Origin of the sequence: Streptomyces sp. NPDC032161, from assembly GCF_040636995.1 — a bacterium.
Taxonomy (GTDB): Bacteria; Actinomycetota; Actinomycetes; order Streptomycetales; family Streptomycetaceae; genus Streptomyces.
In genome coordinates this window covers 146,892-171,591 of the sequence record NZ_JBEZVN010000007.1, presented here as the reverse complement: position 1 = coordinate 171,591, position 24,700 = coordinate 146,892, and the positions used below count along the sequence as shown (strand labels likewise).

Sequence of the window (24,700 nt, the reverse complement as noted above, 5' to 3'; positions counted from 1 at the left end):
CGGGGTGGGTGCGGATGCGCGGGGCGTCCGGATGGACGCGGATGCGCGCGGCACGGCGGATGCGAGCGGCAGGTACGGCGCGACGAACGACCGGTACGAGGCGATGAACATTCGGTACGTGAGACGAACGCGCAGCACGTACGACCGGCGCGCAGCACGTACGCCCTCCGCGCGGCACATACGACGAAGGTGGGGCTCCCGGACCGGTCGCGGTCCGGGAGCCCCACCTTCGTCGTATGCCCTGTACGGATACGGGTCAGGGCCCCTGCGTTCCGCCGTTGTCCTGGCCGCGGGGGTTCCCGTTGTTCCCGCCGATCAGGTCCGGCGAGACGGTGATGCCGGGGAACGGGTTCCCGCCTCCGGGCCGCCCGCCCGGCCCCTGACCGGGGCGGTCGGGGCGACCCGGCCGGTCGTCTTTGTCGCCGGGCCGGCCCGTGCCGGGGTCAGGCTCCTGGCTCCTCGCCGGGTCCGGGATGTTGATGGTGTTGAAGGAGGGGGCGGGCAGTCCGTTGAGGGCGCCCGTCATCGCGTCACGCCAGATCGGTCCGGGAACCTGCCCGCCGTACACCTTGGCCTGGTACACGCCGCCGATGTTGATGTTCACCATCTCGACGTCCTGGGACGGGCTGCCGACCCATACAGCGCCGGACATGTTCGGCGTGTAACCGACGAACCAGGCGTTCTTCCGGGCGTCGGTCGTACCGGTCTTGCCCGCGTTGTCGCGGCTGCCGAGCCCCGCCTGTTGACCCGTACCGGAGTCGACCACTCCGCGCAGCAGGGAGTTGACGGTGTCGGCCGTCGTCTGGGACATGGCCGTCGAGCACTTGCTCTTCGGCACGGGGAGTGAACGTCCGTCCGCCGTCCTGGCCGACTCGATGGCGATCGGCGTGCAGTACGTGCCGTGGTTGGCGAAGGCGGCGTACGCGCTGGCCATCGTCAGCGGGGACAGGCCGTCGGAGCCGAGGGTCAGCGTGGACGGGTTCTGCGGCAGCTTGCTGCCGTCGCCCTGCACCACACCCAGCTTGTCGGTCATCTGGGAGACCGGGCACATGCCGATGTCCTCGAGCATCTGCACGAAGTAGGTGTTGACGGACTTCTCCATCGCCTCCTTCAGCGCGTACGGGCCCCGCTCGGACTCGTTCTCGTTCTCCAGGTGATACTTCGGCACGCGGTCGTTGACCCACGGCTTCCCACAGGTCCGTACCGTGTCCGGGTAGTCCATCTCGTACGGGGACGAGTAGACCTGGGTCGCCGGCTTGCCGCCCTCCAGGGCCGCCGCGGCGAGGAACGGCTTGAACGTCGAACCGGTCGGGAAGCCGAAGTTCGAGCCGCCCATGTCCTTGTCGACCGAGTAGTTGTACTGGGTCTCGTTGGGCCCGAAGCCGTACGGCCTGGACTGGCCCATCGCCATGATCTTGCCCGTGCCGGGCTGGACCAGCGTCACGGCCGTCGCGACCTTGTCCGTCTTGTAGACGTGGCTCTTGATCGAGTTCTGCGTCGACTGCTGGGACTGCGGGTCGAGCGTCGTGCGGATCGTCAGGCCGCCCTGGTTCCAGATCTTGGCCCGGTCCTCCTTGGTCTTGCCGAAGGCGGGGTCGGTGAGGAAGACGTTGCGTACGTAGTCGCAGAAGAACCCGGCGCCGCTGACGGCCGTGATGCAGCCGTTCTTCGGCTTCTTGACCTTCAGCTTGATCGGGTTCGCCTTCGCCTTGTCGGCCTCGGCCTGTGTGATGGAGCCGACGTCGGCCATCCGCTGGAGCACGATGTTGCGGCGCTTGGTCGCCTCCTTCGGGTCGTTGACCGGGTCGAAGCGGCTCGGCGACTGCACGACCCCGGCCAGCAGCGCGGACTCCTCCAGCGTCAGGTCCTTCGCCGACTTGGAGAAGTAACGCTGGGAGGCGGCCTCGACGCCGTACGCCTGCTGACCGAAGAAGGTGATGTTGAGATAGTTCGCCAGGATCCGCTTCTTGCCGAGCTTCTCCTCGACCTGGATCGCGTACTTCAGCTCCTGGATCTTGCGGCCCATGGTCTGCTGCGTGGCCTGCGCGACCTTGTCCGGGTCGTCACCGGCCTCCTCGACGAACACGTTCTTCACGTACTGCTGGGTGAGCGTTGAGGCGCCCTGCGCGGTTCCGCCGGCCTGCACGTTGCGGTTCAGCGCGCGCAGGATGCCCTTGAGGTCGATCGCACCGTGCTCGTAGAAACGGGCGTCCTCGATCGCCACGATCGCCTGCTGCATGTACGGCGAGATGTCCTTCAGTTTCACCACCGTGCGGTCACGCGAATACACGGAGGCGATGAGTCCGCCCTTGCTGTCGAGGATCGTGGTGCGCTGACTCAGCGGCGGGGTCTGGAGGTTGGCCGGGATCTCGTCGAATCCCTCGACCGTTCCCTTGGTGGCGAGCCCCAGGGCTCCGGCGGCCGGCAGCGCGATGCCCGCGAGCACGACTCCGGAGAGCGCGGCGACACCGAGGAACTTGGCGGCCTGCTGGGTCGTCGAGAGACCCCCGCCCGAGCGCTTCTTTGGCATGGGGGCAGCCTACGTTCTCATTCGCCGGACACACGTATATGCCTTGGCCTAAGCTGCACTCAACTGTCACAGCAGTCCGGTTCCACACCAACCCCCGTGTGAGATCCGGCCAGGAGTCAGGGTGCTTCCGAATTCGCCGCGTGTGTCATTGAAAGTCCGTTGCGATCTGGGGGAACTGTCCTGATTCTTAGGGGATATTGGCGTATGTCCTCACCTCACTCCCCTGGGTGATCTGCCGCATACGCATAGTCCGTTCGGGCCATTCAAGATTGGGCCCGAAGGGGGTGTTGTGCTGTCGCCACCTTCCGTAACGTCCTCAACTGGCAGCGGTGAATATGCCGCTACCGCCGTGGGGGAGCCTCGATTCGGGAGAGGACGGCGCCGTGATGGGCTGGGTAACCGACTGGAGTGCGCAGGCAGCCTGCCGCACTACCGATCCGGATGAACTGTTCGTACAGGGAGCAGCGCAGAACAGGGCCAAGGCGGTGTGCACCGGATGCCCGGTGCGGACCGAGTGCCTGGCCGACGCTCTGGACAACCGCGTCGAATTCGGCGTGTGGGGCGGAATGACGGAACGGGAGCGCCGCGCGTTGCTGCGCAGGCGGCCCACCGTCACGTCCTGGCGCCGGCTGCTGGAGACCGCTCGCAGTGAGTACGAGCAGTCCACGGGAGGCATCCTGCCCGTGGCGATCGGACTGGACGACGACGAACTGCACGAGAGGTACGCCGCTGTGGGATGAGGCGGGCGCGGGCGGTTACGCGGATGCGCCCTCGGGCTGATGTCCGCCGTGCCCCGCCCTGATTGACCAAGCGGGCTGTGCCGGGCCGGTCATGCGGCCCCGCTGTCGGGCCCGGACGGTCACGTGGCCCGGCCGTCGATCGATCCGGCCGCGAGCCGGTCGCCGATGGACCTGAGGCCCGCGAGGTCGTGCACGTCACCGGGCAGTGCGGCCACTTCGGTCACGGCCACCTCGGGGTGCAGTGCGGTGAAGCTTTCGCGTGTGCGCTGCTCGCGCGCGACCACCTGCATGCGCTCCGCGTGCAGGCGCAGGAGGGCCGCCGTCAACTGCTCGACGGAGGCGGAGGCGTACGTCTTCTGGTTCGTGAGCATGCCCGGCGCTGCGGAGACCGATGAGTTCGTGGGTTCGGGATCCGGTGCCGGATCCGAGCCGTCCGCATCCGCAGCTTCCGGATTCGTGCCATCCGGATCCAAGTCAGCCGCATCCGTGGCATCCGGACCCGCGCCATCCGGATCTGCGGTCGATAGGGCCGGGGTTTTCGGCGAAATCAGGGTTTTCGGGGACGTTTCCGGTCCGCGGGCCTCGTCCGAATTCTGGGGGTCTCGTGAGTCCCGGGGGTTCCGTGAGCCCTGTGATGGCTGTGAATCCTGGTCTTCTGTTTCCTCGTGCTCCCCGTGCTCTTCGTGTTCCGCGTGCTTCCGGTCTTTCCGGCGTTCCTGATGGTCCTGGTGTTCCCCGTGCTCGACGGGGGCGGCCGTGGGGGCGTTATCGGGAGAGGCGACCGGCCGGTCGGCCGGGTCACAGAGTGCAGCCTTCCCTTCCTCCTGATCCACAATGCCGATCGCGTCGAGGTTTTCCGCGGCCGCCAGGGCGTGTTCGGCGGAAAGCCGTGCGGCATCGCTGCCGTGGACGCGATTGAGCACCAGACCGGCCAGCGGCATGTCCTCCGAGGCGAGCCGTTCCACGAAGTACGCCGCCTCGCGCAGCGCGTCCCGCTCCGGCGTCGCGACGACGAGAAACGCCGTACCGGGTGCCTGCAGCAGCTTGTACGTGGCGTCGGCCCGGGTACGGAAGCCGCCGAACATGGTGTCCATCGCCGCGACGAAGGTCTGTACGTCGCGCAGGAACTGGCCGCCGAGCAGTTTGCCGAGAGTGCCGGTCATCATCGACATGCCGACGTTGAGGAACTTCATTCCCGCCCGGCCGCCCACCTTCGCCGGGGCCATCAGCAGCTTGATGAACTTTCCGTCCAGGAACGAGCCGAGCCGCTTCGGCGCGTCCAGGAAGTCCAGCGCGGAACGGGACGGCGGGGTGTCGACGATGATCAGGTCCCACTCGTCGCGTGCGCGCAGCTGGCCGAGCTTCTCCATGGCCATGTACTCCTGCGTGCCCGCGAATCCGGCCGACAGGGACTGGTAGAAGGGGTTCTCCAGAATCGCGCGGGCCCGTTCGGCGTCGGCGTGGGCTTCCACGATCTCGTCGAAGGTCCGCTTCATGTCGAGCATCATGGCGTGCAGTTCGCCGGCGCCCTCGCCGTCGATGCCGGGGACCCGGCGCGGGACGTTGTCCAGCGAGTCGATGCCCATGGACTGGGCGAGCCTGCGAGCCGGATCGATGGTGAGGACGACGACCTTGCGGCCGTGTTCGGCCGCGCGTACGCCCAGGGCGGCGGCGGTGGTCGTCTTGCCGACCCCGCCCGAACCGCAGCACACGATGATCCGGATGCCGGGGTCGTCGAGCAGCGCGTCGGTGTCCAGCGCGGGGGCCGTGTCCGCACCCGCGCCCGTGCCCTGTCTCATGCGCCCGCCCCTTGCCCGGCCCTGCGTCCGGTTCCGCGTCCCAGCCCTTCGGCGCCAGGTGCGTCGCCCCCCGGTCCTTCGGCCGCCTCGTCCCCCACGCCCTGCTTGCGCAGCTCGGTCGCCAGGTCGTAGAGCCCCGCCGGGTCCATTCCCTCGCCGAGCAGTGGGAGTTCGTAACCCGGGAGCCCGAGCCCCGCGAGCACCGCACGCTGTTCGCGTTCCAGCTCGACCCGCTGGGCGTGCTCGGCGGCCTGCTCGACCAGGGGGCGTACGAGCGCGGCGGAACCCGTGACGCCCGCGCGGGTCAGCGCCTTGGCGATCTCCTTGCGGCGCCCGCCCGCGGCCGTGCGCAACGCGTCCTCGTCCAGCAGATGCGGTCGCACCATGTTCACGATGACCCGGCCGACCGGAAGCTCGGCGGCCCGGAGCTCGGCGATGCCGTCCGCGGTCTCCTGGACCGGCATCTCCTCCAGCAGCGTCACCAGATGGACCGCGGTCTCGGGGGACTTCAGCACCCGCATGACGGCCTGTGCCTGGTTGTGTATCGGGCCGATCCGGGCAAGCCCGGCCACCTCGTCGTTCACGTTGAGGAAGCGGGTGACGCGCCCCGTGGGCGGGGCGTCCATGATCACGTAGTCGTAGACGTACCGGTTCTGCTTGTCCTTGCGGCGCACGGCCTCGCACGCCTTGCCGGTCAGCAGCACGTCGCGCACGCCCGGCGCGATCGTGGTGGCGAAGTCGATCGCGCCGAGCTTCTTGAGCGCGCGGCCGGCGCTGCCGAGCTTGTAGAACATCTGGAGGTAGTCGAGCAGGGCGCGCTCCGCGTCGATCGCCAGCGCATGGACCTCGCCGCCGCCCGGGGCGACGGCGATCTTGCGCTCCTCGTACGGAAGCGACTCCGTCTCGAAGAGCTGGGCGATGCCCTGCCTGCCCTCGACCTCCACGAGGAGGGTGCGCCTTCCCTCGGTCGCGAGGGCGAGCGCGAGGGCGGCGGCGACCGTGGTCTTACCGGTACCACCCTTGCCGCTGACGACCTGGAACCTGCTCACGTATTCGAGCCTAACCAGTCGGGCCGCAGGCTACGCACGAGGCTGCGCGTGCCCGGGATTACACAGGCATTACAGTCGGGCCATGACCAAGTGGGAATACGCGACCGTGCCTCTGCTCGTGCACGCGACCAAGCAGATTCTGGACACCTGGGGCGAGGACGGCTGGGAGCTGGTCCAGGTCGTTCCCGGCCCGAACAACCCCGAGCAGCTCGTGGCCTACCTGAAGCGGGAGAAGGCATAGTGGCGGGCGTCGTCGAGTCGAAGCTCGCCGAGCTCGGGCTGACCCTCCCGGACGTCGTGCCGCCGCTGGCCTCGTACCAGCCGGCCGTGCGGTCGGGGGTGTACGTGTACACGTCCGGCCAGCTGCCGATGGTGGACGGCAAGCTCGCGGTCACCGGCAAGGTCGGTGCCGAGGTCACGCCCGACGAGGCCAAGGAGCTGGCGAAGACCTGCGCGCTCAACGCACTGGCCGCCGTGAAGTCCGTCGCCGGTGATCTGGACCGGATCGTCCGGGTCGTGAAGGTCGTGGGCTTCGTCGCCTCGGCGTCCGACTTCACCGGGCAGCCCGCCGTGATCAACGGGGCCAGCGAACTGCTGGGCGCGGTCCTCGGCGACAAGGGCGTGCACGCGCGCAGCGCGGTGGGCGTCGCGGTGCTGCCGCTGGACGCTCCTGTGGAGGTCGAGGTCCAGGTCGAGCTGGCCGAGGACTGAGGCGCGGGCCCGTGAGCGTGCGGTGTACGGAAGTCCCGTCGCCGCCGTTCCCGCCCTTTCCACACCGCCGGAACCCCTGATCCCGCCCGGTCGGCACGACCGGGCGGGATCGTGTGCAGAGGGGCGTACGTGCGCACGTGCGTGGTTGGTGCGGCACGCGCGCGGTGGCATGTGCAGCGAGCGCGTGCCGGCATGCACGGGCGCGTGAACGGCGGCAGGGATGCGGGCGTGCACGCAGGTATGCAGGCGTGTATGTACGGGGGCATGTACGGATCAGCTCACCTCTCGAACATCGGCGCGGTTCCGGATAGCCTCCGGCCATGTCGAATGGTCAGTGGTACCCACCGGAATGGCCCGACCGGATCCGGGCACTCGCCGCAGGTGAGCTGACGCCCGCGACGCCGCGGCGAGCCGCCACCGTGATGCTGCTCCGGGACCCCGCCGTCGGCACCCGGGACGGGATCGCCGTCCACATGCTGCGCCGCCGGGCCTCCATGGCCTTCGCCGGCGGTGCGTACGCCTACCCGGGCGGCGGCGTCGACCCGCGCGACGACGACCGGCTCGTGGGCTGGGCAGGGCCGCCGCTGGAGAGCTGGGCCGGGCGGCTCGGCGTCGGGACCCCGGTCGAGGCCCAGGCCGTCGTGTGCGCGGCGGTCCGTGAGACGTACGAGGAGGCGGGCGTCCTTCTCGCCGGCCCGACCGCCGACAGCGTCGTCAGTGACACCACCGGCGTCGACTGGGAGGCCGACCGCGCGGCGCTGGTCGCCCGCGAACTGTCCTTCGCGGAGTTCCTGGACCGGCGCGGACTGGTGCTGCGCTCCGATCTGCTGGGTGCCTGGGCGCGCTGGATCACACCCGAGTTCGAGCCGCGCCGTTACGACACCTGGTTCTTCGTCGCCGCGCTCCCCGAGGGGCAGCGCACCCGCAACGTCTCCACGGAGGCCGACCGCGCGGTGTGGATCCGCCCCGGCGAGGCGGCCGACGGGTACGACAAGGGGGAACTGCTGATGATGCCCCCGACCGTGTCCACGCTGCGGGCGCTCAGGCCGTACGGCACGGCGGCCGAGGCGCTGAAGGCCGCGGATTCCCAGAACCTCGCGCCCGTCCTCGCGCGGGCGAGGCTGGAGGGCGACGAGCTGGTGCTGAGCTGGCCGGGGCACGACGAGTTCACGAAGCACATCCCGAACGCGACGGCCGCCGCGCACGGCACGGAAGGCGGCACGCGGGGCGAAGGCGGCGTGGTGAGCGGTCCGCAGGGTGGCGCGGCGAGCGGTGCGCAGGGTGGAAAAGAGGGTGGCACGGGAGGTGAGCCGGTATGAGCGCCGCGGCAGCGCTGCCCGGACAGCCACGCGGCGGAGTCGTCTCCGGGCCCGCGACCCCCCGCACCGTCAACGTCCTCGCCCCCAACGCCTCGCCCATGACGCTGGACGGCACCAACACCTGGATCGTCGCGGAGCCCGACTCCGATATCGCGGTCGTCATCGACCCGGGGCCGCAGGACGACGCGCACCTGCGGGCGGTCGTCGACACCGCCGAACGGGCCGGCCGTCGCATCGCGCTCACGTTGCTCACCCACGGGCACCCCGATCACGCGGAGGGCGCGGCGCGCTTCGCCGAGCTGACCCGTACCAAGGTGCGGGCCCTGGATCCGGCGCTCCGCCTCGGCGACGAGGGGCTGACCGCCGGAGACGTGATCACCACCGGGGGACTGGAACTGCGCGTCGTGCCGACCCCCGGCCACACGGCGGACTCGCTCTCCTTCCACCTGCCCGCCGACCAGGCGGTGCTGACCGGGGACACGGTCCTCGGGCGTGGCACCACGGTCGTCGCGCACCCGGACGGAAGGCTGGGCGACTACCTCGACTCACTGCGCAGACTGCGCTCGCTGACCGTCGACGACGGCGTGCACACCGTGCTGCCGGGGCACGGCCCGGTGCTGGAGGACGCGCAGGGCGCGGTCGACTTCTACCTCGCGCACCGTGCGCACCGGCTGGCCCAGGTGGAGACGGCGATCGAGGCCGGGCACCGGACGCCGGCCGAGTTGGTGGCCCACGTGTACGCGGACGTGGACCGGTCGCTGTGGCCCGCGGCGGAGCTCTCCGTACGGGCGCAGCTGGAATACCTGAACGAGCACGGGCTGGTGTAGCGGGCACGGCCTGGTGCGGTGCTCCGGTCCGGGGCCGGGCCCTGACCGGACCGGGCCTCGAATCCGACCGAATCAGCCCGATCAGGAGCGCACCGGATCGGGTCGGCCCTGGTCGGAGCGGATCGGAACCAGCCGCACTGGATCGGGACCGGTCGCGCCGGGGCGAACCCGGTCGCACCGGATAGCGGCGCGAGGGCTCGGCCTCCCCGTGCGGTCGGCGGGAGCGCTTCGGCTAGCGGGAGCGCTTCGCCAGACGTTCCACGTCGAGCAGGATCACGGCGCGCGCCTCCAGGCGCAGCCAGCCACGTCCCGCGAAGTCCGCGAGCGCCTTGTTGACCGTCTCGCGGGAGGCGCCGACCAGCTGGGCCAGCTCTTCCTGCGTCAGGTCGTGGACCACGTGGATGCCTTCCTCGGACTGGACGCCGAAGCGCCGCGAGAGGTCCAGGAGGGCGCGGGCGACCCGGCCGGGCACGTCCGAGAAGACCAGGTCGGACATCTGGTCGTTGGTCTTGCGGAGACGGCGCGCGACGGCGCGCAGCAGGGCCGAGGCCACCTCGGGGCGGGCGTTCAGCCAGGGCTGGAGGTCGCCGTGTCCGAGGCCGAGGAGCTTGACCTCGGTCAGCGCGGTCGCGGTTGCGGTGCGCGGGCCCGGGTCGAAGAGCGAGAGCTCGCCGATGAGCTCTCCGGGACCGAGGACGGCCAGCATGTTCTCGCGGCCGTCGGGGGAGGTGCGGTGGAGCTTCACCTTGCCCTCGGTCACCACGTAGAGGCGGTCGCCCGGGTCGCCCTCGTGGAAAAGAGCGTCGCCGCGTGCGAGGGTCACCTCACTCATCGAGGCGCGGAGCTCCGCGGCCTGCTCGTCATCGAGCGCCGCGAAAAGCGGGGCGCGCCGCAGAACGTCGTCCACGAGATCTCTCCTTGTCGGCCTGTTCAGGAAACCGTGGTCCCCATCATGCCGGACGGTAAAACAGTGCGATCAATCACAAACCAGTTTGACGCACGGACGTGCCGAACCGTGCGTCAGGGGGCCGATCGAGGGTGTGTACGCGGTGACCGGGGCGGATGGCGACGTGTGGCTCTAGGCTGGCCGGGTGTCCAAATCGCCGGTGAGAGCGCAGGCCAAGGGAGCTGGTGGGGTGTCGGAGGGCCGTGATTCCGCTATGGGCGAACAGGCTGCGAGTCGTCCGAAAAAGGCGACAAATCGCCCTGTGGTCGCACAGTCCGGAAGCGCTGGAACGAAGGCAGGGAAGGCCGGGAAGGCTGCGAAAGCCGCGAAGACCGTGCAGGCCAAGAGGGCTGGCAAGGCGACCAGGGCGGCAGAGGTGCCCAAAGGAGCAGAGGCGCCCAAGGGGACCAGCGGGGCCAAGGCGAACAGAGTGGCGAGGGCCGTGAAGCCGGAATCACATCTGGCGATGGTCCGTCGTGCCCGAAGGATCAACCGCGAACTCGCCGAGCTCTACCCGTACGCCCACCCCGAGCTGGACTTCAGGAACCCGTTCGAGCTTCTCGTCGCCACGGTCCTCTCCGCACAGACCACCGACCTGAGGGTCAACCAGACCACCCCCGCGGTCTTCGCCGCCTACCCCACGCCCGAGGACATGGCCGCGGCCGTTCCGGAGGAGCTGGAGGAGATCGTCCGGCCGACCGGCTTCTTCCGGGCCAAGGCCAAGTCGCTCATAGGGCTTTCCGCGGCGATCAGGGACAACTTCGGCGGCGAGGTGCCGGGCCGCCTGTCCGACCTGGTCACGCTGCCGGGGGTCGGCCGCAAGACCGCCAATGTCGTCCTCGGTAATGCCTTCGGCGTACCGGGCATCACCGTCGACACGCACTTCGGCCGCCTCGTCCGTCGCTGGAAGTGGACGGAGCAGGAGGACCCGGAGAAGGTGGAGGCCGAGATCGGTGCGATCTTCCCGAAGCGCGAGTGGACCATGCTCTCGCACCGCGTCATCTTCCACGGCCGGCGCATCTGCCACGCCCGCAAGCCCGCCTGCGGCGCCTGTCCGATCGCGCCGCTCTGTCCCGCGTACGGGGAGGGCGAGACGGACCCGGAGAAGGCCAGGAAGCTGCTGAAGTACGAGATGGGCGGTCAGCCCGGTCAGCGGCTGTACCCGCCGGCGGACTACCCGGGGAAGCCCGCGCCCGGGCCCGGGGGCAGCTGACATACCGGCGTCCGCCCCGGAACGAAATGCATGACGCCAGGCGTTGTGAGACGAGGGGTGCCCATGGAGACGCGAGAACAGAGCACGGGCCGGCAGAACGCTGATCGCCGACAGAGCACTGGTCAACGGCAGAGTGTCGACCACCGGCAGAGCAGTGACCGACAGGGTGCGGGTCGGCCGAGTGCGGACGGGCGGAGCAAGGACGGCCGGGACGGCGCGGTGAACCGCGCGGCGGTGGCCTCAGCGCCCGCTCCCGCCGTCGCCACGGCGGGAGCGGGCGGGACAAAGCCGGGAGCGGACGGGGCCACGGCGGGCACGGGACAGGACTCCGGCCTCACCGTGACGACGGAGGGCCTGCCCGAGTGGCTCGTCCCGGTGGCCGCGGCCGTGCGGACCGTCGAGCCGGGTCAGCTCAGCCGCTTCCTGCCGCCCGAGAACGGTGCCGGACGGCAGTCCGCCGTCCTCGTCCTGTTCGGCGAGGGCGAGCGCGGTCCCGAACTGCTCCTCATGGAGAGAGCCGGAAGCCTGCGCTCCCATGCCGGGCAGCCCTCCTTCCCCGGTGGGGCCCTGGACCCGGAGGACGGAGACCAGGGAACGACGGGGCCGCTGCGGGCCGCGCTGAGGGAGGCGCAGGAGGAGACCGGTCTCGACCCGCGCGGGGTGCAGCTGTTCGGTGTGCTGCCCCGGCTCTACATCCCCGTGAGCGGCTTCGTCGTGACGCCGGTCCTCGGCTGGTGGCGGTCGCCGAGCCCGGTCGGAGTCGTCGATCCGGGTGAGACCGCCCGAGTCTTCACCGTTCCCGTGGCGGATCTCACTGATCCGGCCAATCGGGCGACCGCGGTACATCCCAGGGGTCATCGGGGCCCGGCATTCCTGGTCGAATCCGCTCTTGTCTGGGGTTTCACCGCAGGCGTGATCGACCGGATCCTGCACTTCGCGGGCTGGGAGCGCCCGTGGGACACCGGCAAGCAGGTGCCGCTCGACTGGCACGCATGACAGGCTGGCTCCGTGCTGCGCTGTCCGGCCCCGGCCGGAACCAGCCGATCGAACGGGCCCGGTGACGAATCTGTGAGGCTATAGACGGTGAACGTGCTGGACATCCTGCTGCTGGCCGGCGCCGTGTGGTTCGCTGTCATCGGATATCGACAGGGGTTCGTCGTCGGCATCCTGTCGGTGATCGGGTTCCTCGGCGGCGGTCTCGTCGCCGTCTATCTGCTGCCGATCCTGTGGGACCAGTTGACGAACGGCTCGGAGGTCTCGTCGACGGCGGCGGTGGTCGCGGTCGTCATCGTGATCGTGTGCGCCTCGGTCGGGCAGGCGTTCACCACGCACCTCGGGAACAAGCTCCGCCGGTACATCACGTGGTCGCCCGCGCGCGCCCTCGACGCCACCGGAGGCGCCCTGGTCAACGTGGTCGCGATGCTGCTGGTCGCCTGGCTGATCGGTTCGGCCCTGGCCGGCACCACCCTGCCGACAGTGGGCAAGGAGGTCCGCAGCTCGTCGGTCCTGCTCGGCATCTCGCGGGTGATGCCCGTACAGGCCTCGACCTGGTTCACGGACTTCTCGTCGGTGCTCGCCCAGAACGGCTTCCCGCAGGTCTTCAGCCCCTTCGCCAACGAGCCGATCACCGAGGTCCAGGCACCGGACCCGGCGTTGAGCACCAGCCCCGTCGCGGTCCGCGCCCAGCAGTCCATCGTCAAGGTCGTCGGCACCGCGCCGAGCTGCGGCAAGGTCCTCGAAGGCACCGGATTCGTGTTCGCCGACCGTCGCGTGATGACCAACGCCCACGTCGTCGGCGGTGTCGAGGAGCCGACCGTGCAGATCGGCGGCCAGGGCCGGCTGTACGACGCGAAGGTCGTGCTCTACGACTGGCAGCGCGACATCGCCGTACTCGACGTACCGGACCTCGACGCGAAGCCGCTGCGGTTCACCGACGCCGACCAGGACGCCCGGACCGGGGACGGCGCCATCGTCGCCGGGTTCCCGGAGAACGGCTCGTACGACGTACGGTCCGCGCGGGTGCGGGGCCGTATCGACGCCAATGGACCGGACATCTACCGCCGGGGCACCGTCCGCCGCGATGTGTACTCGCTCTTCGCGACCGTCCGTCAGGGCAACTCGGGCGGGCCGCTGCTGACGCCCGACGGCAAGGTGTACGGAGTCGTGTTCGCGAAGTCGCTCGACGACCCGGACACCGGTTACGCGTTGACGGCCGACGAGATCCGCCAGGACATCGCGCACGGCCGCTCCGCCAACCAACAGGTCGACAGCCAGGGGTGCGCTCTCTAGGGACTCCAGGGACTGTCTTCAGACTGCCGTTGTTCTGCCGGATGCGGGGCCGTGCGTGCCAGGCGTCGCACGGCACGCGGCAGTTCGACGACGGGTCCTGGCGCCGGGAGCGACAGCATCAGGCCCTGCCGTCGTCATGTCGCGCACTGTCATCTGCCGCTTGCGGCCTGCCACCGGCTACCTGCTACCTGCCGTGCGACGCCCGACCGGCACGTCCGTCGGCCTCCGGTCGGTGAGAAGCCCGGAGCTCGGGGCCGGCCGGTGAGCCGGTCCGGCGCCCGGAGCCCGTACGAAAGCACCTCACCGCACAGGAGTACGCCACCCGTGCGGAAGAGCGCCTCACATCCGGAAACTCATCCACGCGGGTGGCGCAGTCGTGCCGAGACCCAGCGGGCCCGGCGGCGCAGGATACGCGGGATGCCGAGCCGGGGATCGTGCATCACATGCATGTCATGCACCCGGCCCTGGGGGCCGCCCCTCTCGTGATTGCCCGGATCCGCCGTGGCGGTCGAGCGACGGTTGCGTGCTGCGTCACCGATGTCGTGCGTCCAGCCCATACCTCGACGTCTGCCCGTGCCTCATGGTCGGTAACCGCCCGTCCGTCAGCCAATTGGCCTATGCGGCGGGCAATTGGCGTTCGTCGGACAACCGTGTATGCGCGGTTACCGGTCGGGCTCGGTGTCCTTGAGCCAGTTGATGAGTTCGGCTGAGAATCCGGCCGGATCCTCCTCGTGCGGGAAGTGCCCCAGACCGTCGAAAAGTCGCCAACGGTACGGCGCCTCGACGTACTCGCCGGACCCCGCCGCGCTCCGGGTGCGGACCGCCGGATCGAGTGAGCCGTGCAGGTGCAGCGTGGGGACGCGCACCGGCAGCTTCATCCGCCGGTTGAACTGGATTCCGTCCGGACGGGCCAGGGAGCGCACCATCCACCGGTACGGCTCGACCGAGCAGTGCGCGGTCGACGGGATGCACATCGCGCGCCGGTAGACGTCGAGCGTCGCGTCGTCGGGGAACTCAGGGGTCCGGGGGCCCGCCCAGTCATGGATCAGCCGCCCCACCAACGCCGCGTCGTCCGCGACGAGCTGACGCTCCGGTACCCAGGGGCGCTGGAAGCCCCACACGTACGACCCCGCGCGGGACTGCGCGAAGTCGGAGAGCATCGAGGAGCGCCAACGGCGCGGGTGCGGCATCGAGGAGACCACGAGACGGCGCACCAGCTTCGGCCGCATCACGGCGGCCGTCCATGCGAGGTAGCCGCCCAGGTCATGACCGACGAGTGCCGCGTCCGGTTCGCCGAGCGAGCGGATCACGCCGGTGACGTCGAGCGCCAGATTGGCGGGGTCGTACCCCCGGGGCGTACGGTCGCTGCCGCCCACGCCCCGCAGATCCATCGCCACGGCGCGGTATCCGGCGTCGGCCAGGGCGGTGAGCTGGTGCCGCCAGGTCCACCAGAACTGCGGGAAACCGTGCAGCAGCAGGACGAGCGGTCCCTCACCGAGCTCGGCGATGTGGAAGCGGGCGCCGTTCGCCGCCACGTCGCGGTGGGTCCACGGTCCGTCGAGCCGGACCGGCCCTCCGGCGCCGGCCGGTCCGGGCCTGTCGGCGCCGGAGGGCGTGCCGTCCCGGCCCGACCGGCCCTTCGGATCTCCTGAGCGGCCTTTCGGACCTACCGGGTCGGACGCACTGGAATCGTGGACCATCATGTGGTCGAGCGTGCCACAGTCGGCGCCTCGTCCTGTGCCGGAGCCGCTTCCAGAGCCTTGTCCGCCCGAGTGCTGCCGGTGACGGCCGGACGGCCCGTCCCCGCCGCGGTGGTGGCGCGCGGATGGGGCTTGACGCCCTGGAGGACCGCCGCCGTCTGCTTCGCCGAGGCGATGGACCTCTCCGGCGGCTTCACCTTCTTGAACTTGGCGACGGCGAACAGGGCGAGCAGCGCACCCAGGACGATGAACGCTCCGCCCACGATCAGGAACGACCAGGCCAGCCCGAGTCCCAGGTTGTGGATTCCGTACGCCGCCGCGAAGCTCAGTACGGGGATCGCGAACAGAAGCAGCACGCCCGCGATGATGATCACCACACTGCCGGTGACTCCACGCTTGACGTCCTGGCGTACCTCCGCCTTGGCCAGGGCGATCTCGTCGTGCACCAGTGCGGACATCTCGGCCGTCGCCGCGGCGACCAACTGTCCGAGACTGCGGTCGGTGTTGCCCGCCATGTTGCCGGGGTCGCTCATCCCTGACTCCCTACTTCTGCTCTCCTGCTCAACACATCTGGTGTCAGATCATGCCGGACTGTCCGGCTTGCTGCTCGCTGCCCCCGCCAGTCGGGCAAGGCGTCGGTGTTCGGCCGCCTTCTTCTCGTGGATCGCGGCCATCCGCAGGTGGTACTCCGGATCACCCTGCTCATAGATGTCGGGCACGCCGTCCTGGTCCTCGTCGAGCTCCTCGGCCTCGTGCAGCATCCGATATTTGCGTACGCGGAGTTTGAGCAGCGTCCCGGAGAACAGCGCGGCCGTGAGGGAACCGATCAGCACGGCGGCCTTGATCTCGTTGATCGTGTCCGCGTCGCCGACGAAGGCAAGCTCGCCGATGAGGAGCGAGACGGTGAAGCCGATGCCCGCCAGCGACGCGACCGCGAAGACGTCCGCCCAGGCCAGGTCCTTGTTCAGTTCCGCCTTGGTGAAGCGGGTGGCCAGCCAGGTGCCCCCGAAGATGCCGATCGTCTTGCCGACGACCAGTCCCAGGACGACCCCGAGCGTCTCGGGCCGGGTGAAGACGTTCGCCAGCGCTCCGCCGGAGAGGGACACCCCGGCGGAGAAGAGGGCGAACAGCGGTACGGCGACACCGGCCGAGAGGGGGCGTACCAGGTGTTCGACGCGCTCACCGGGGGAGTGCGTCTCGCCGTCCTGCCGGGTGCAGCGCAGCATGAGGCCCATGGCGACCCCGGCGATGGTGGCGTGGATGCCGCTGTTGTACATCAGGCCCCAGATCACCACGGCGAGCGGTACGTAGACGTACCAGCCGCGTACCTTGGCGCGCAGCAGCAGGTAGAACACGACAAGGCCGACGAAAGCGCCGATCAACGCCATGAAGTTGATCTTCTCGGTGAAGAAGACGGCGATGATCAGGATCGCGAAGAGGTCGTCGACGACGGCGAGCGTCAGCAGGAAGGCACGCAGCGCGTTCGGCAGCGAGGTGCCGATGACCGCGAGGACGGCGAGCGCGAAGGCGATGTCGGTGGCGGTGGGGACGGCCCAGCCGTCGGTGGAACCCCCGCCGATCAGGACCTCGGTCGTGTAGACGACGGCCGGGACGGCCATGCCGCAGATCGCGGCGATGACCGGCAGCGCGGCTGCCTTGGGGTCGCGCAGTTCGCCTGCGACCAGTTCCCGTTTGAGTTCGACGCCTGCCACGAAGAAGAAGATCGCCAGCAGCCCGTCCGCCGCCCAGTGCGCGACGGAGAGGTCGAGGCCCAGCGAGGCGGGGCCGAAGTGGAATTCGCTGACGGCCGCGTAACTGGATCCGAAGGCGTTCGCCCATATCAGGGCCGCCACTGCCGCGACCAGCAGGATGACCCCGCCGACGGTTTCGGTGCGCAGGGCGTCCGCGAGGTAGTTCCGCTCGGGAAGGGACAACCGCCCCAGGAAGGTACGGCGGGACGAGGGTGTGGGGGTGGGCGCGGCCACGAGAGGGGACCTCCGGGTCGGTCGGTACGGCGGCGATGGCATGGCTGATGCACTTGCCGACCAGACTTCCCGGCACACCCAGTGAAGCTTTTTTGTTGAGCTGCTGACGCGCTTTGCCACTGTACCCGGGATGCGCCGGGTTGTATCCGGTGATCTCCGCCCCAAAAATGACCGAGGGGCATCCGGCGCGTTGCCGGATGCCCCTCGGGCGTGCTCGGGCCTTGAAGCCCAGGCACTCGTTGCTCCCTGTCCGAGGGACCGCGGCTCAGATCTGTCGCCAGGGACCCGCTGCCCGGACTCTGGTGCCCGGGGTTCTGAGGCCCGGGCACCGGTGCCTCGCTCGGTTACGGGGTGTGTCAGTCCTCGGACGAGCCGGAGGACGACGGCAGCTGGTTCTGGATGAGATCCATGACCGAGGAGTCGGTGAGCGTCGTGACATCGCCCAGCTCGCGGTTCTCCGCGACATCCCGCAGCAGCCGCCTCATGATCTTGCCGGAGCGGGTCTTGGGCAGCTCGGCGACCGGCAGGATCCGCTTGGGCTTGGCGATCGGGCCCAGCGTGGCGCCGACGTGGTTGCGCAGCTCCGCGACCAGCTCGTCGGACGCGGTGGCCGAACCGCGCAGTATCACGAACGCGACGATGGCCTGGCCGGTCGTCTCGTCGGCGGCGCCGACCACGGCGGCCTCCGCGACCGAGGGGTGCGACACGAGCGCCGACTCGACCTCGGTGGTCGAGATGTTGTGACCGGACACGAGCATCACGTCGTCGACCCGGCCGAGCAGCCAGATGTCGCCGTCCTCGTCCTTCTTGGCGCCGTCACCGGCGAAGTACTTGCCCTCGAACCGCGACCAGTAGGTGTCGATGAAGCGCTGGTCGTCGCCCCAGATGGTGCGGAGCATCGACGGCCACGGCTCCGTGAGGACGAGATAGCCGCCCCCGCCGTTCGGCACCTCGTTGGCCTCGTCGTCGACCACCGTGGCGCTGATGCCGGGCAGGGCGCGCTGGGCGCTTCCCGGCTTGGTCTCCGTGACGCCCGGCAGCGGCGCGATCATCATCGCGCCCGTCTCGGTCTGCCACCAGGTGTCCACGATCGGGCACTGGTCGGCGCCGATGTGCTTGCGGTACCACATCCACGCCTCGGGGTTGATCGGCTCACCGACCGACCCCAGGACCCGAAGGCTGCTCAGGTCGAACTTGGCGGGGATGTCGTCCCCCCACTTCATGAACGTGCGGATCGCGGTCGGCGCGGTGTAGAGGATCGTGACGCCGTACTTCTGCACGATCTCCCAGAAGCGGCCCTGGTGCGGGCTGTCGGGCGTGCCCTCGTACATGACCTGCGTCGCGCCGTTGGCCAGCGGGCCGTAGACGATGTACGAGTGTCCGGTCACCCAGCCGATGTCGGCGGTGCACCAGAAGACGTCGGTCTCCGGCTTGAGGTCGAAGACCGCGTGGTGCGTGTACGCGGCCTGCGTGAGGTAGCCGCCGGAGGTGTGCAGGATGCCCTTCGGCTTACCCGTCGTGCCGGAGGTGTACAGGATGAAGAGCGGCTGCTCCGCCTCGAACGCCTCGGGGGTGTGCTCGGCGGACTGCCGGCCGGTGATCTCGTGCCACCAGACGTCACGGCCCTCGGTCCACGCGGTGTCCTGGCCGGTGCGCCGAACCACGAGGACGTGCTCGACGCCGTCGATGCGGGAGACGGCCTCGTCCACGGCCGGCTTGAGCGCGGACGGCTTGCCCCGGCGGTAGCCGCCGTCGGCGGTGATGACGACCTTGGCGTCCGCGTCCTGGATACGGGCGGCGATGGCGTCGGCCGAGAAGCCGCCGAACACCACCGAGTGCGCGGCGCCGATGCGGGCACAGGCCAGCATCGCGATGGCGGCCTCGGGGATCATCGGGAGGTAGACGGCAACCCGGTCGCCCCTGCCGACACCGAGCTCGGTGAGGGCGTTCGCGGCGCGGGAGACCTCGTCCTTCAGGTCGGCGTACGTGATGGCGCGGCTGTCGCCGGGCTCGCCCTCGAAGTGGATGGCGACCCGGTCGCCGTGACCGGCCTCGACGTGGCGGTCCACGCAGTTGTACGCGACGTTGAGCTTGCCGTCCGCGAACCACTTGGCGAAGGGCGGGTTGCTCCAGTCGAGTGTCTCGGTCGGCTCCGTGGCCCAGGTCAGACGGCGGGCCTGCTCGGCCCAGAAGCCCAGCCGGTCAGCCTCGGCCTGCTCGTAAGCTTCCGCTGTGACGTTGGCGTTCGCGGCCAGATCGGCAGGCGGCGCGAATCGGCGCTCCTCACGAAGCAGATTGGCCAGGCTGTCATTGCTCACGACATCTCCCATTCCCAGGGTGTCCGTTGTGTCCCGTGCATAGCTCATCAGGCCGGAGGGCCGGGTGACAAGGGTCTGCCGAGAATTGGTTTAGACCTGTGTTTCGGTGTATGGGCCATGGCCCCCGCATTTCCATGCTGCGCGGCACCGCGCGACGCGGTGCGCAGTGACACGACGCGGTGCGACGTGATGCGCTCCAGGTGGCAGCGGGAAAGCGGGGGCATGAGGTCTCACGGACTTTCCTACGGACCTGGGGGGTATCCGGTTCAGCATTCGTCCGTTTTCGCCCCGGAGCCGGTGCCCTCGGGCGACCGAAGGGCTGCCGTCAGAGGGCACCTGGCGTCGGAGGGGCCCGGCACCCGAGAGAACCGGGCGTCGGAGCACATCGGGCATCGAGGCACACTCGGCGTCGGAGGTCGTCGGAGGTCGCTGAGCATCCGAGGGCACCGGGCGGACCCTGTGTCCCCCGCGTCCGTGGTGTTCTGCAGGCTCGGGTTCCCGGGACGAGCGGCCCGAGTCAGACGCCGGTGCGTTCCAGACCGTCCGGGTCGGAAGGGGCGCCCGGTCTCCCCGGTGCACCCGGTCTCGACAGTGTTCCGGTGGTACCCGGTGTTCCGGACGAGTCCTGGGTTCTTGCGGCTCCCGGTCCCCCCGGCGAGATCCCGGGGGCGGCGCAGACGTCGCCGGGGCCCACTCGGTCGAAGACCTCGTCGAGTGCGATGCCGACGCTCGCGGGCCCGGTCAGCAGATACGCCTGGGCCTCGCCCACGTGGAAGTACATCCCGTGCAGCTGAAGGGTGCCTTCGGACAGTCGTCGTGCCACCGATTCATGGGCCCGCAGATGTTCCAACTGCTGCACCACATTGGTGAGGCAGAGCTGTTCCACCGCGTCCGTGGGCAGGCGGCCGGAGATCCGCGCCCAGGGATGATGCCGTGACGCCATCCGCTTCAGGCTCGGCAGTCCGTGTCTCAGCCAGCGCCACAGGGACGTCTGCGGAGTGTCCGGGGTCCGTTTGCCGTCGAGCAGTGCCTGCATCGCACCGCACCCGGAGTGCCCACAAATGGTGATGGAATCCACCCCCAGCACGTCCACCGCGTACTCGATGGCGGCGCCCACCGAATCGTCCCCGGACTCGGTGTTCGGCGGCGGCACCAGATTGCCGATGTTCCGGACGGTGAAAAGATCGCCCGGCCTGCTTGCCGTGATCATGCTGGTGACGAGACGGGAATCGGCACAGGTGATGAAGAGCTGGGAGGGACGCTGTCCCTCCCGGGCCAACCGGGCCAGTTCCTCGCGCACCAACGGGGCGGTGTGGCGCTGGAACGTGTTCAGGCCGCTCACCAGGCGGTTTCCGCCTGTCTGACGCCGGCCGACGGTCGATGCGCCCATTGGGGCCGGGGCGCTGTCGCCTCCGGCAACGGGGCGAGCGGCGGCAGGGTCGGCGGGAGCAGGGCCAGGGGCGGTGGCAAGGGGGCAAGCACCGGTCGGATCGGAGCCCCGGCTGTGGTCGGCACCTTGGCCAGGCCCCTGATCGAGGCCGAGGCCTGGGCCGCGATCGCGGATGACGCCCGCAGCGATGCCGGATCTGTGGCCGCGGCCGATGCCGGGAAGGTCATCGGGTGTGGCGTCAGAGCTGGGAGGGGCGCCGGGGGCGATGTCAGAGCCGGGAGGGGCGCCGTCGGCGGTGCCCCGATGGGGAGAGGTGAAGGTATCGGATCCGGGGACCCGCGCGGTGGCGCCGCACGTGTGGAAGGCGCGCTTCGCGCTGGACTCCGGGGCAGTGGCAACGTGCGGCTCGGGGGCGTCGCAGGACGGCGTGCCACCGCCCTCGGGAAGACCGTGCGTCTGCTCGGACCGATCGTGACAGTGATGGTTGCGCCACGGTGTCCAGGGACTGCAACAAGAATGCGCGGCCGAGGCGGGCTCCGCGATCCGGCTCCCGGACCTGCCGGTGAAGACGACCCGGCCGCCGTGGGCCCTCTGTGCGATGCTCCAGTCCTGGATCGTCTCGTATGCCGCATGGTCCATGAAGAAACCGTCCAGTTCGACGACCACATCTCCGTCCTGCGGCAGCCGACCGAACGTCCGGCTGAGCCTGGGGACCGCGAGGAACGTCAACTGGCCCCGTACGACGACCAGATGCCTACCGTCCTGATCGGTGACGGTGATTCTGGTGCGGGCCAGCCGGTGGAGGGCGACGACCACTGCCACCGCGATGCCGATCGCCACACCCTTGAGGACGCCGAACAGGATCACACCGGTGATCGTCGCGCCGTACACCAGGAATTCCCGGTGCTTATGGACATTGCGGATGTGGGCGAAACTCACCATCTGGATGCCGACCATCATGACCAGCGCAGCGAGCGCGGCCAACGGGATCAGTTCCAGGACGGCGACCAGGAGCCCGGTGGCAAGGACCACCCAGATGCCATGCAGCACGGTGGAGGCGCGGCTGGTGGCCCCGGCCCGTACGTTCGCCGAACTGCGTACCGCGCCCCCGGACACCGCAAGTCCGCCCACCAGCCCGGACAGGGTGTTGGCGATGCCTTGCGCACGCAGTTCGCGGTCGAGGTCGGAGCGCCCGGCCGGCGGGCCGGGCGAGTCCGACGAGGCGGGCTCGGAGGGGACGGCAGGAGGGGTGCAGACGGCTGCCGCGGCTGGATCGTCGGGCGAGACAGGCAGGTTGGGAGCCGTTGACGTAGCCGACACGGGCGGTGACGAAGGTGTGTCCCTGTTCCGATTGGCGGCTCGCCCGCCGAAGCGGTCGGCTGTCAGCTTGTCCACGGCGACTGCCGCGAGCAGCGATTCCAGGCTGGCCACCAGCATCACGGTGAACACTGCGGTGGCGAGAGCGAGCACCGGACCGTGCGGCAGTTCCGGTAGGGCGTGGGAGCGCCAGGACGGCAGATCGACGCGGGTGATTCCGGGCGTCGCAAACCCGGCCACCACCGTCGCGGTCGCCACCGCGGCGAGGGCCGTCGGCACCCGTCGTACCGTCCGGCCGAGTCGGCCCGGAGTCCGCGGCCACAGGACCAGGACGGTGATGGTCAGCAGTCCGATGAGCGGCGCCGACGGGCTCACCCGCCCCAACTGTTCGGGCAGGGCAAGGATGTTGGATACCGCGGAACTCTGAGGCGAGCCGCCGAGCACGATGTGCAGCTGAGCGAGCGCGATGGCCACGCCGATGCCGGCGAGCGTGCCGTGGACGATGGCGGGGCTGACCGCGAGGGCGCTGCGCGCCGCCCGCAGCGATCCCAGCACGATCTGGAGCAGTCCGGCACCGATGGTGATCGCACAGGTGGTGCGCCAGCCGTAGATCTGGATCAACTCGGCTGTGACCACGGTCAGTCCGGCGGATGGGCCGCTGACCTGAAGAGGGGTGCCGCCGAGCAGCCCGGCGACGATGCCGCCGATCGCGGCGGAGATCAGTCCGGCCGTCAGTGGGGCGTCCATGGCGACGGCCAGCCCGAGCGACATGGGGACTGCCAGAAGAAAGACCGTGATGGACGCGGAAAGATCGGCGCCCGAGATACGGAGTCGTGGACCGCCCGGTGGCGACGACGGCGGGCTGTGGGGTCGCTTGACCCCCGATGAGCGGGGTGGACGCGAACTGCGGGACGCGCGGTCATGACGTGTGGGTACGCAAGCGGACATGTTTCCGTCTCCTCCGGACAGCGTGGGCGCGAAACATGGGGGAAAGCGGCCGCGAAGCAGGGCACTTGGCAGCGACATTTCCCAACTCTTGGTAAATAGATCGTAATAGAGAGTAAAGACTTGAGTCCATGCTTGGGGTCAAATGACCTATTCATTCATCCATTCCGGTGAATAGGCATTTTTATATGGCCCAGCGCCCGGCTGTTGCTGCTAGTGCATACGGGCCGGATCGCTCTATATGGTTACATTCAGCGCAAATTAACCGCGAGGGAGGGGCCGGCGGATGCCGGCTGCCGTGAGGCGCGCGTGCGGTGCCAAAAGGAGTGGTGCCGAGAAGAACGGCGTCGAGAAGGGTGGTGCCACGCAGAGGGGAGCCACGACGGGACGGACCGCCGGATGGGGTGGTCTGCGTGCCGCGGTTGTCACGCTGGCGGGGGTGACCGGCTGCTCGTCCAACCCCCGCGCGCGGCCGGGGCCGCCGGGCCCGGCGCCGTGAAGCCGGAAGCACAGGCGAAGAAGACGGTGGCGAAGAAGGCTCCGGGGTACTCGCCCAAGAGAGTGCTGCGGCTCATCGGCGACGGTTCCACCGTCTTCACCGGCAGTCAGCCGAACCAACCGGTGGCGCAGCGCCTGGCCTCCGGTCAGAAGCCTCCGCAGTTCGTGGTGTTCTCCCAGGACGGTGCGGGGGAGGACGGTCAGAAGCTGTTCTCGCGCTTCCGCGATGTGGGCAGGAAGTACCGCGCCAGCATGACCTGATTCCTGAGCGGCGTGCACATGTTGCCGGAAGGGAAGCGGGAGCTATACGACCCGCCGAAGCACGACATCGGCAGCTCGGACATCGGCTTCGACGACACCGACGGCATCCGGAACACCCTCGCTCAGCTACGAGGTGTCTGGGAGGAGGGCAACGAGATCGGCACTCACTTCAACGGGCACTTCTGCGGTCCGGAAGGCGGCATCGGCACCTGGACCGTGAAGCAGTGGAAGAGCGAGATCGGGCAGGCCAAGTCCTTCGTGAAGAACTGGAAGGCCAACGTCCCCGTCCTGAAGGACGAGAAGCCGCTTCTCCTCGACTACGACAAGGAACTCGTCGGTGGCCGTACGCCGTGTCTGGAAGGATGGAACGGCGGTACGTACATGCGAGCCGTCGTGCAGACCATCGCGAGAGTCTGCACGAGGAAAGGTGTCCGGTGCGTCTCCTTCCGGCAACTGGCCGACTGGCTGGACGCGCAGGATCCGGCGGTGCTGGCGAAACTCGCCACGCTCGATGTGGGCCGGGCCCCGGCCGAGGGCTGGCTGGAATTCCTCGGAGGCACCGGGCGATCGAGGCTGGAGGCAGGAGCGAATGCGCACGCTGGTAGGGCGCCGGATGGGCGACGAACGGGGCGGCGAGGACGGCGTGCATGGAAGCGGACACGGGCCCGTCGAGCGTTGATGGTGACGAGGCGGATGCGCGGGGCGGTGGCTGCGTACGAGCATCGGCCGCGCACCCGAGCCCGCGGCCGATGTCCGAGAACCCCTCGCCATGCCGACCTGGCGCAATCTGCCTGAGAGACGTCACGAGTGGCGTCCCGAGGATGGCGAGTCGTCCCCCTCGAGCACATTTTCACGGTCCTGTC

General features: G+C 69.5%; 17 protein-coding genes and 2 pseudogenes. 9 read left to right on the top strand and 10 right to left on the bottom strand.

The window, feature by feature from the left end:
* Positions 1–256: 256 nt before the first annotated feature.
* Complete coding sequence (locus AB0E67_RS17985) at positions 257–2,530, bottom strand: transglycosylase domain-containing protein (protein WP_362027415.1); 2,274 nt, start codon at positions 2,528–2,530, stop codon at positions 257–259.
* Between the two features lie 386 nt (positions 2,531–2,916).
* Between AB0E67_RS17985 and AB0E67_RS17980 the strand changes: the two genes are divergently transcribed.
* Entirely contained in the window at positions 2,917–3,270 is a 354-nt protein-coding gene (locus AB0E67_RS17980; RefSeq protein WP_199883305.1) for a WhiB family transcriptional regulator, read from the top strand.
* 119 nt (positions 3,271–3,389) lie between these two features.
* On the opposite strand, the gene AB0E67_RS17975 is transcribed toward AB0E67_RS17980, so the two are convergent.
* Positions 3,390–5,069, bottom strand: a complete 1,680-nt coding sequence (locus AB0E67_RS17975) for an ArsA-related P-loop ATPase (RefSeq protein WP_362027412.1) — start codon at positions 5,067–5,069, stop codon at positions 3,390–3,392.
* On the bottom strand, positions 5,066–6,118 hold the full coding sequence (locus AB0E67_RS17970) for an ArsA-related P-loop ATPase (RefSeq protein WP_362027409.1): 1,053 nt from the start codon (positions 6,116–6,118) through the stop codon (positions 5,066–5,068). The genes AB0E67_RS17975 and AB0E67_RS17970 overlap by 4 nt, the downstream gene beginning before the upstream one ends.
* An 82-nt stretch (positions 6,119–6,200) precedes the next feature.
* On the opposite strand from AB0E67_RS17970, the gene AB0E67_RS17965 reads away from it, so the two are divergent.
* The 4 genes from AB0E67_RS17965 to AB0E67_RS17950 all read left to right on the top strand — a co-directional run bounded on the left by AB0E67_RS17965 (position 6,201) and on the right by AB0E67_RS17950 (position 8,975).
* A complete protein-coding gene (locus tag AB0E67_RS17965) occupies positions 6,201–6,359 on the top strand; it encodes a DUF4177 domain-containing protein (protein ID WP_003967454.1) in 159 nt (52 codons plus the stop codon).
* Positions 6,359–6,829 (top strand): RidA family protein, encoded by a 471-nt coding sequence (locus AB0E67_RS17960; RefSeq protein ID WP_362027406.1) that lies wholly within the window; start codon positions 6,359–6,361, stop codon positions 6,827–6,829. The genes AB0E67_RS17965 and AB0E67_RS17960 overlap by 1 nt, the downstream gene beginning before the upstream one ends.
* 320 nt (positions 6,830–7,149) lie before the next feature.
* Complete coding sequence (locus AB0E67_RS17955) at positions 7,150–8,148, top strand: NUDIX hydrolase (protein ID WP_362027403.1); 999 nt, start codon at positions 7,150–7,152, stop codon at positions 8,146–8,148.
* Positions 8,145–8,975, top strand: coding sequence for an MBL fold metallo-hydrolase (locus AB0E67_RS17950; RefSeq protein ID WP_362027400.1), 831 nt, complete (start codon positions 8,145–8,147; stop codon positions 8,973–8,975). The genes AB0E67_RS17955 and AB0E67_RS17950 overlap by 4 nt, the downstream gene beginning before the upstream one ends.
* A gap of 232 nt (positions 8,976–9,207) precedes the next feature.
* Here AB0E67_RS17950 and AB0E67_RS17945 read toward each other — a convergent pair whose 3' ends face one another.
* Entirely contained in the window at positions 9,208–9,882 is a 675-nt protein-coding gene (locus tag AB0E67_RS17945; RefSeq protein ID WP_010473292.1) for a Crp/Fnr family transcriptional regulator, read from the bottom strand.
* Positions 9,883–10,135: 253 nt separating this feature from the next.
* Between AB0E67_RS17945 and nth the strand changes: the two genes are divergently transcribed.
* The 3 genes from nth to AB0E67_RS17930 all read left to right on the top strand — a co-directional run bounded on the left by nth (position 10,136) and on the right by AB0E67_RS17930 (position 13,423).
* Positions 10,136–11,134, top strand: a complete 999-nt coding sequence (nth, locus tag AB0E67_RS17940) for an endonuclease III (RefSeq protein WP_362027397.1) — start codon at positions 10,136–10,138, stop codon at positions 11,132–11,134.
* Between the two features lie 339 nt (positions 11,135–11,473).
* Positions 11,474–12,130, top strand: coding sequence for a CoA pyrophosphatase (locus AB0E67_RS17935; RefSeq protein WP_362027575.1), 657 nt, complete (start codon positions 11,474–11,476; stop codon positions 12,128–12,130).
* An 87-nt stretch (positions 12,131–12,217) separates the two neighbouring features.
* On the top strand, positions 12,218–13,423 hold the full coding sequence (locus AB0E67_RS17930) for a MarP family serine protease (protein ID WP_362027394.1): 1,206 nt from the start codon (positions 12,218–12,220) through the stop codon (positions 13,421–13,423).
* 353 nt (positions 13,424–13,776) lie between these two features.
* Here AB0E67_RS17930 and AB0E67_RS17925 read toward each other — a convergent pair whose 3' ends face one another.
* The 6 genes and pseudogenes from AB0E67_RS17925 to AB0E67_RS17900 all read right to left on the bottom strand — a co-directional run bounded on the left by AB0E67_RS17925 (position 13,777) and on the right by AB0E67_RS17900 (position 23,081).
* The gene (locus AB0E67_RS17925; protein WP_362027391.1) at positions 13,777–13,980 is read right to left on the bottom strand and encodes a hypothetical protein; all 204 of its coding nucleotides are present in this window, start codon (positions 13,978–13,980) and stop codon (positions 13,777–13,779) included.
* A 105-nt stretch (positions 13,981–14,085) separates the two neighbouring features.
* Entirely contained in the window at positions 14,086–15,126 is a 1,041-nt protein-coding gene (locus tag AB0E67_RS17920; protein WP_362027388.1) for an alpha/beta hydrolase, read from the bottom strand.
* The gene (locus tag AB0E67_RS17915) at positions 15,123–15,656 is read right to left on the bottom strand and encodes a phage holin family protein (protein ID WP_362027385.1); all 534 of its coding nucleotides are present in this window, start codon (positions 15,654–15,656) and stop codon (positions 15,123–15,125) included. The genes AB0E67_RS17920 and AB0E67_RS17915 overlap by 4 nt, the downstream gene beginning before the upstream one ends.
* A gap of 48 nt (positions 15,657–15,704) precedes the next feature.
* Positions 15,705–17,108: a Na+/H+ antiporter NhaA gene (nhaA, locus tag AB0E67_RS17910; RefSeq protein WP_362027382.1), complete on the bottom strand. Its 1,404-nt coding sequence runs from the start codon at positions 17,106–17,108 to the stop codon at positions 15,705–15,707.
* A 356-nt stretch (positions 17,109–17,464) separates the two neighbouring features.
* Positions 17,465–19,438, bottom strand: a complete 1,974-nt coding sequence (acs, locus tag AB0E67_RS17905; protein ID WP_362027379.1) for an acetate--CoA ligase — start codon at positions 19,436–19,438, stop codon at positions 17,465–17,467.
* 505 nt (positions 19,439–19,943) lie between these two features.
* A pseudogene (locus AB0E67_RS17900) lies at positions 19,944–23,081 on the bottom strand (SulP family inorganic anion transporter).
* 546 nt (positions 23,082–23,627) lie between these two features.
* Between AB0E67_RS17900 and AB0E67_RS17895 the strand changes: the two are divergent.
* Positions 23,628–24,632 (top strand): annotated as a pseudogene (locus tag AB0E67_RS17895) (hypothetical protein); the annotation flags it as partial.
* Positions 24,633–24,700 lie beyond the last annotated feature (68 nt).

Excerpts from the sequence above, each read along its gene's own strand:
- AB0E67_RS17925 (WP_362027391.1), bottom strand. The coding sequence starts at position 13,980 with ATGGGCTGGACGCACGACATCGGTGACGCAGCACGCAACCGTCGCTCG.
- nth (WP_362027397.1), top strand. The coding sequence starts at position 10,136 with ATGGGCGAACAGGCTGCGAGTCGTCCGAAAAAGGCGACAAATCGCCCT.
- AB0E67_RS17975 (WP_362027412.1), bottom strand. The coding sequence starts at position 5,069 with ATGAGACAGGGCACGGGCGCGGGTGCGGACACGGCCCCCGCGCTGGAC.
- AB0E67_RS17915 (WP_362027385.1), bottom strand. The coding sequence starts at position 15,656 with ATGAGCGACCCCGGCAACATGGCGGGCAACACCGACCGCAGTCTCGGA.
- AB0E67_RS17950 (WP_362027400.1), top strand. The coding sequence starts at position 8,145 with ATGAGCGCCGCGGCAGCGCTGCCCGGACAGCCACGCGGCGGAGTCGTC.
- AB0E67_RS17985 (WP_362027415.1), bottom strand. The coding sequence starts at position 2,530 with ATGCCAAAGAAGCGCTCGGGCGGGGGTCTCTCGACGACCCAGCAGGCC.
- AB0E67_RS17965 (WP_003967454.1), top strand. The coding sequence starts at position 6,201 with ATGACCAAGTGGGAATACGCGACCGTGCCTCTGCTCGTGCACGCGACC.
- acs (WP_362027379.1), bottom strand. The coding sequence starts at position 19,438 with ATGGGAGATGTCGTGAGCAATGACAGCCTGGCCAATCTGCTTCGTGAG.
- AB0E67_RS17920 (WP_362027388.1), bottom strand. The coding sequence starts at position 15,126 with ATGATGGTCCACGATTCCAGTGCGTCCGACCCGGTAGGTCCGAAAGGC.
- AB0E67_RS17980 (WP_199883305.1), top strand. The coding sequence starts at position 2,917 with ATGGGCTGGGTAACCGACTGGAGTGCGCAGGCAGCCTGCCGCACTACC.
- AB0E67_RS17955 (WP_362027403.1), top strand. The coding sequence starts at position 7,150 with ATGTCGAATGGTCAGTGGTACCCACCGGAATGGCCCGACCGGATCCGG.